The sequence below is a fragment of the Luteibacter sp. HAY1-4A genome (genome assembly GCF_056755355.1).
Window position 1 is genome coordinate 21,879 of record NZ_JBNDHZ010000057.1, and the last position, 6,052, is coordinate 27,930.

Here is a 6,052-nt window from a genome sequence, read left to right on the forward strand (position 1 = left end):
CATGGCGGACATGAGCGATCTACTACCTGCAGCGCCGGACGTCTTTCCGGCCGAGAACACCAGCTTCGCGCTCGCGGGGCCCGCGGGCAAGCTGGAATGCGAAGCGAAGCCGGCGTCGCCGGACGTCGCCCGCAACGGCATCGCCGTGGTCTGCCATCCGCTTTCCGCCGAAGGCGGCAGCATGCACAACAAGGTGGTGACGATGATCGAGCGCTCGCTGCGCGAATCCGGTCTCGATACCGTCATCTTCAATTTCCGCAGCGTCGGCCGCTCGGAAGGCAGCTTCGACCACGGCAAGGGCGAGAGCGACGATCTCGCGGCCGTCGTCGCGTGGGCCCGGAAGGCACGTCCCGCCGCGGCGCTCTGGCTGGCCGGGTTCTCGTTCGGCAGCTACGTCACGCTGTTGAACGCCGTGCGGCTCGACGCCAACGCGCTGATCAGCATCGCCCCGCCCGCCGCCGGACGCAGCTGGGATTTCTCGCAGATCGAACTTCCGGCCTGTCCCTGGCTGGTGGTGATGGGCGACGCAGACGAAATCGTCGAACCGCAGGCCGTCTACGACTGGGTGGACAGCCTGCCGGAGGCGAGCCGCCCGCACTTCGTGAAGATGGAAGAAACCAGCCATTTCTTCCACCGCCGCCTCATGGACCTCCGCGGTGTCATCAAGAACGCGGTGAAGGACTGGCTGCCGGGGCCACGCGTCGCATGACCTGCACCGAAGCAACGCCGGGCGAGCGCTACCGGGACGGCGTCGCCGGGCATCGCTGGGAATCCGATCTCGCCCAGCTTCCGGTGATCGCGGAGTTCGATCGCCTGCATGCCGCGTTGTGCTCACCGGAACCCGGTAACGGCGGGCTGTTCGGCCGCCTGCGCAACATGCTCGGGAACGAGCCGCGCAAGAGCGTGCCGGGGCTGTACCTCTGGGGCAGCGTGGGGCGCGGCAAGACGTTCCTCATGGATCTCTTCGTCTCCAGCCTCTCCCCTGGCCTCGCCCTGCGCCGGCACTTCCACCGCTTCATGCTGGAGGTGCACGCCACGTTGCGGGAACTCGGCGACCGGCAGAATCCCCTGGACGACGTGGCCGAGCGGCTCGCCGCGAAATGCCGCGTGCTGTGCCTCGACGAATTCCTGGTGTCCGACATCGGCGACGCGATGATCCTCGCCGGGCTCCTGGAAGGCCTGTTCGCGCGGGGCGTCAGCCTCGTCACCACGTCGAATACGGCGCCCGCCGGCCTGTACAAGGACGGCCTCCAGCGCGCCCGCTTCCTGCCGGCCATCGCCGCCATCGAAAGGCATTGCGTGGTGCACGAGATGGTCTCGCCGAGGGACTGGCGGCTGCGCGCGCTGAGCCAGGCTCCCGTGTACCTCGTGCCACCGGGCGCGGAAGCCGAACGCTCGCTGGCCCGCATCTTCACGGGCCAAGCCCAGGGCGCCGTCGTGGAGGGCGGCACGATCCACCTGCAAGGCCGCGACGTGCCGGTGCGCAAGCGCGCGGACGACATCGTGTGGTTCGATTTCGAGGCCTTGTGCGAGGGCCCGCGCGCCGTCGCCGATTACATCGAGCTAGCGAAGGCATACCCGATGGCGATCGTGTCCAACGTGCCGCAATTCACCATGTACACGGAGAACGAAGCCAAGCGCTTCGTCCTCCTGGTGGACGAGTTCTACGACAGGAACGTGAAACTGGTGGTGTCCGCCGCCGCGCCGATCACCGAGTTGTACGACGGTACGAAGTTACGCGCGGAGTTCGGCCGCACCGAATCGCGGCTCATCGAAATGCAGAGCGAGGCCTACCTTGGCCGTGACCATAAACCCTGAGCCCGGGTGGACGGAACCGGCTGGTCCGTCGCACTCTTCAACCTTCATGATTCATGGGCGGGTCTCCCGCGCCATCTGACGAGGTATGCCATGGAACACTGCGAGCTGGTCCCCGGTCGGGGCATTCGTTGCGGCACGACGGAAATCTTCTTCGGCATCCCGCGCGCGCGGCTGCGGCAGGGACTCAACCACAAGGCGCCGCAAGCCGGCGAATCCATGTGGGACGACGAAGACGAATACACCGACGGCAGTGGCGCCGAGTGGCTGCGCCTGCGCTTCCTCGACGACAAGCTCTGCGATATCGAGGTGCTCGGCGGCAAACTCTCGCACGAAGGCATCGAACTGCTCGACACCGACTTGCCCACGCTCAAGGACGCCCTGAAAGCAGGCGGCATGGCGCTGGAAAAGACCGAGTGGCTCTCCGAAGGCCATGACTGCGTCGACCTGCAGATCGTGGTGGCTTCGCGCGAAGACGCCGGCGATGTCGGCGACGAGATCGCCTGGGTCATCACCAGCAGCGATTTCCGGGTCGAATGAATCCACCGTCCGCACATCGGCGCCGCCTCCGCCTCGCAATCTTCCTGGCGGCGCTTGCGGCGCTCGCGGGATGCGCCACCACGCAGCGGGCACCCGAGCGTAGCGCCCTCGCGCAATGGACGCCCTCGCCGAATTACAACGCGCGCAAGGCACAGATCATCGTGCTGCACCACACGTCGATCGGCAACGCGAAGGAATCGCTGCGCGTACTCAGCACGCGCAACAGCGAGGGCCAGGTCAGCGCCCATTACCTTGTCGAGGCCGATGGCCGCATCGACCAGCTGGTGGACGACGGCGACCGCGCGTGGCACGCCGGCGCATCCCGCTGGGCCGGCATGACCGACCTGAACTCCTCGTCGATCGGCATCGAGATCGACAACGACGGGGTGTCGCCCTTCACCCAGCCGCAGATCCAGTCCCTGGTGAAGCTCCTGGCCGATCTCACATCGCGCCTGGGTATTCCGCGCGAAGCCGTGGTCGGGCACGGCGACATCGCGCCGGGACGCAAGACCGATCCCAGTGCCCTGTTTCCCTGGGCCACGCTCGCCAGCTACGGCTTCGGCCTGTGGCCCGACGCGGTACTGATCCCCGCACCACCGGGCTTCGACAGCCTGGCGGCCATGCGCCTGGTCGGCTACGACGTGTCCGAACCGCGCGCCGCCATCGCCGCGTTCCATCGGCACTATCGCGCCATGGAAAGCGACGCCCCGCTCGACAACACCGACGCCGCCATCCTGTACTCGTTGCAACGCAAGCTGATGGCGCCCCGCCCGCAGGCTCAGTAAGCGAAGGATGCGAACGCGTCGATCGTGCGCTCGATGGCCGTATCGTCCACGTCAAGGTGCGTCACCATCCGGATCGACGGAAGGTAGCCGATGCTGAGCTTCACGCCACGCGCCGCCATGTGCGCCGCAAGGTCCTTCAGGCGCGTGGCCGGCACGTCCACGAACACCATGTTCGTATGACATCCCTTCACCACCAGTCCGTCGATCCGGCGCAACCCTTCCGCGAGGCGGGCGGCACGCGCATGGTCGTCGGCCAGGCGCTCCACGTGATGGTCGAGCGCATGCATCGCCGCCGCGGCCAGCATCCCGGCCTGGCGCCAACCGCCGCCGGCCACCTTGCGCCAGCGCCGCGCGCGGCCGATCAGTGCGGCATCGCCCAGCAACACCGATCCGACCGGTGCGCCGAGTCCTTTCGACAGGCACACCGACACGCTGTCGAAGGGCGCCGCCACCTCGCGCGCGGGTCGGCCGTACGCCACGGCGGCGTTGTACAGGCGTGCGCCATCGAGATGGGAGCCGAGTCCCCGGCGCGTGGCGAGGCCACGCGCTTCGGCGAGGTAATCGAACGGCAAGGGACGGCCATGCCAGGTATTTTCCAGTGCGAGCAACCGCGTGCGCGCGAAATGAGGATCGTCGGGCTTGATGGATGCCTCCACCTTGTCGAGGGGCAGTGTTCCGTCGGCATCCTGGAGGATCGGTTGCGGCTGGATCGAACCCAGTACCGCGGCACCGCCACCCTCGAAGCGGTAGGTGTGCGCATCCGCGCCGACGATGTACTCGTCGCCGCGTTCGCAGTGGCTCATGAGAGCCAGCAGGTTGCTCTGTGTGCCTGTGGGAACGAACAATGCGGCAGCGAAGCCGAGGTCGGCCGCCAGGCGTTCCTGCAAGGCATTGACGGTCGGGTCCTCGCCGTACACGTCGTCGCCTACCGGCGCACGCAGCATCGCCTCGCGCATGGCGTCGGTAGGCTTCGTGACGGTGTCGCTTCGCAGGTCGATCGTATCCATGGGCAAGTCGCATTTCGCAAGAGGAGTTAAGCCCCCGATGGTAATCCAACCCGTTCACGGTTCCGTGGCCCAAGCCACGGCAAGCTTCGCCGCATGATCACCATCGTGATGGGCGTGTCCGGCAGCGGAAAGAGCACGATCGGCGAAGGCCTGGCCACGCGGCTGGGACAGCCCTTCGTGGATGGCGACAGCCTGCACCCGCAGGCGAACCGCGAGAAGATGGCGCACGGCATACCGCTGGACGATACCGACCGGCGGCCCTGGCTCGAGGCCATCGTGGCCGAGATGGACAGGCATCGGAACGCAGGGGAATCGCTCGTCGTCGCATGTTCCGCGCTCAAGCGGACATACCGCGATTTCCTGCGAGCCGGGCACGACGACGTGCGGTTCGTCTATCTGCGCGGGGCGCGGGAGTTGCTGGCCGAACGCCTTGCCAGTCGCGCCGGCCACTTCTTCGACCCCGCCCTGCTCGACAGCCAGCTGGGTACGCTGGAGGAACCCTCGGAAGAGGAAGCCTTGCACGTCGAGGTCGGCTTGCCGCCCGCCGAGGTCATCGAGTCGATCATCCGCTCGGCCTGCTCCGGGACGTAGAGTCACTGGCCCCGTCGACGGGCGCGTGTTCTCATATGCATTCCCCGCCCCCCCAGGAATGCCCCATGCAAGCCCCCGTCGACGCGGTGCTGGACGGCCGTCGCGCGGACACGACCGTCTTCGGCGTGATCTTCGCGATCAGCTTCTGCCACCTGCTCAACGACATGATGCAATCGCTGCTTCCGGCGATCTATCCCGGCCTGAAGTCCGACTTCCAGCTCGACTTCGGCCAGATCGGGCTCATCACCCTCACCTACCAGGTGACCGCGTCGATCCTGCAGCCGCTGATCGGCCTTTACGCGGACCGCCGGCCCACGCCGCTCGCGCTCCCCGCCGGCACGCTGTTCTCGCTGGTCGGCCTGCTCGTACTCTCCAGGGCTCACGCCTATCCGATCCTGCTGTTGGGAGCGGCATTGCTGGGCATGGGTTCCTCGGTCTTCCATCCTGAGTCCTCGCGCGTGGCGCGCATGGCTGCGGGAGGAAGACACGGGCTGGCGCAGTCGCTGTTCCAGGTGGGCGGCAACGCGGGTCAGGCGCTCGGCCCCCTGGCCGCCGCGCTCGTCGTCGTTCGCTGGGGCCAGTCAAGCCTCGCGTTCTTCGCCCTGCTCGCCCTGCTTTCATGTGCCGTGTTGTGGAACGTCAGCCAGTGGTATCGCCATCACGGACTGCCGCGCCTGAAGACCGGCGGCGCGCAGCAGAGTACGGCGCCCGCCACGGCGGAGGCACGGCGCGGCATCGCCGTGCTGCTCGCGCTGATCTTCTCGAAGTACGTGTATCTGGCGAGCCTCACCAGCTACTTCACCTTCTACCTGATCCACCGCTTCGGCGTATCGGTCGAAAGCGCGCAGTACTACCTGTTTGCGTTCCTCGGCGCGGTGGCCGTCGGCACCATCCTCGGCGGACCGCTGGGCGACCGCTTCGGGCGGAAGCACGTGATCTGGTTCTCCATCCTGGGCGCATTGCCGTTCACGTTATTGCTGCCGCACGCCAGCCTGTTCTGGACGGCGCCTCTCGTGATTGCCATCGGCCTGATCCTCGCCTCGGCGTTTCCCGCGATCGTGGTGTTCGCGCAGGAACTGGTGCCGGGCAAGGTGGGCATGATCTCCGGCCTGTTCTTCGGTTTCTCGTTCGGCATGGGCGGCCTGGGCGCGGCGGTGCTCGGCGAACTGGCCGACCACATCGGCATCGAAGCCGTGTATTCCATCTGCGCGTTCCTGCCCACGATCGGGTTGCTGGCGGCGCTGCTGCCGAACCCGAAGCGGGCTGCGCAAGGTTGACCGTGACCCGCGGGAACCCTGTCTCTTATACACATCT

Annotated in this window: 7 protein-coding genes; 6 read left to right on the top strand and 1 reads right to left on the bottom strand. The window is 67.1% G+C overall.

Going from position 1 to position 6,052, the window contains the following annotated elements:
* The first annotated feature begins 10 nt into the window (after positions 1 to 10).
* The 4 genes from ACPYOD_RS16575 to ACPYOD_RS16590 all read left to right on the top strand — a co-directional run bounded on the left by ACPYOD_RS16575 (position 11) and on the right by ACPYOD_RS16590 (position 3,140).
* Positions 11 to 709, top strand: a complete 699-nt coding sequence (locus ACPYOD_RS16575) for an alpha/beta hydrolase (protein WP_481302812.1) — start codon at positions 11 to 13, stop codon at positions 707 to 709.
* A complete protein-coding gene (gene zapE, locus ACPYOD_RS16580; protein ID WP_481302813.1) occupies positions 706 to 1,818 on the top strand; it encodes a cell division protein ZapE in 1,113 nt (370 codons plus the stop codon). The genes ACPYOD_RS16575 and zapE overlap by 4 nt, the downstream gene beginning before the upstream one ends.
* Positions 1,819 to 1,908: 90 nt before the next feature.
* Positions 1,909 to 2,355, top strand: coding sequence for a hypothetical protein (locus ACPYOD_RS16585; protein ID WP_481302814.1), 447 nt, complete (start codon positions 1,909 to 1,911; stop codon positions 2,353 to 2,355).
* Positions 2,352 to 3,140: an N-acetylmuramoyl-L-alanine amidase gene (locus ACPYOD_RS16590; protein ID WP_481302815.1), complete on the top strand. Its 789-nt coding sequence runs from the start codon at positions 2,352 to 2,354 to the stop codon at positions 3,138 to 3,140. Before ACPYOD_RS16585 ends, ACPYOD_RS16590 begins: the two co-directional genes overlap by 4 nt.
* On the opposite strand, the gene ltaE is transcribed toward ACPYOD_RS16590, so the two are convergent.
* Complete coding sequence (gene ltaE / locus ACPYOD_RS16595; RefSeq protein ID WP_481302816.1) at positions 3,134 to 4,147, bottom strand: low-specificity L-threonine aldolase; 1,014 nt, start codon at positions 4,145 to 4,147, stop codon at positions 3,134 to 3,136. The two genes, ACPYOD_RS16590 and ltaE, sit on opposite strands and share 7 nt — an antisense overlap.
* A 93-nt stretch (positions 4,148 to 4,240) precedes the next feature.
* Between ltaE and ACPYOD_RS16600 the strand changes: the two genes are divergently transcribed.
* Both ACPYOD_RS16600 and ACPYOD_RS16605 read left to right on the top strand, forming a co-directional pair.
* Positions 4,241 to 4,738, top strand: coding sequence for a gluconokinase (locus tag ACPYOD_RS16600; RefSeq protein WP_481302817.1), 498 nt, complete (start codon positions 4,241 to 4,243; stop codon positions 4,736 to 4,738).
* A 65-nt stretch (positions 4,739 to 4,803) separates the two neighbouring features.
* Positions 4,804 to 6,015, top strand: a complete 1,212-nt coding sequence (locus ACPYOD_RS16605; protein ID WP_481302818.1) for an MFS transporter — start codon at positions 4,804 to 4,806, stop codon at positions 6,013 to 6,015.
* Positions 6,016 to 6,052: the final 37 nt, after the last annotated feature.

Coding starts and splice junctions, on each gene's coding strand:
- ACPYOD_RS16575 (WP_481302812.1), top strand. CDS start 11: ATGAGCGATCTACTACCTGCAGCGCCGGACGTCTTTCCGGCCGAGAAC.
- zapE (WP_481302813.1), top strand. CDS start 706: ATGACCTGCACCGAAGCAACGCCGGGCGAGCGCTACCGGGACGGCGTC.
- ACPYOD_RS16585 (WP_481302814.1), top strand. CDS start 1,909: ATGGAACACTGCGAGCTGGTCCCCGGTCGGGGCATTCGTTGCGGCACG.
- ACPYOD_RS16590 (WP_481302815.1), top strand. CDS start 2,352: ATGAATCCACCGTCCGCACATCGGCGCCGCCTCCGCCTCGCAATCTTC.
- ltaE (WP_481302816.1), bottom strand. CDS start 4,147: ATGGATACGATCGACCTGCGAAGCGACACCGTCACGAAGCCTACCGAC.
- ACPYOD_RS16600 (WP_481302817.1), top strand. CDS start 4,241: ATGATCACCATCGTGATGGGCGTGTCCGGCAGCGGAAAGAGCACGATC.
- ACPYOD_RS16605 (WP_481302818.1), top strand. CDS start 4,804: ATGCAAGCCCCCGTCGACGCGGTGCTGGACGGCCGTCGCGCGGACACG.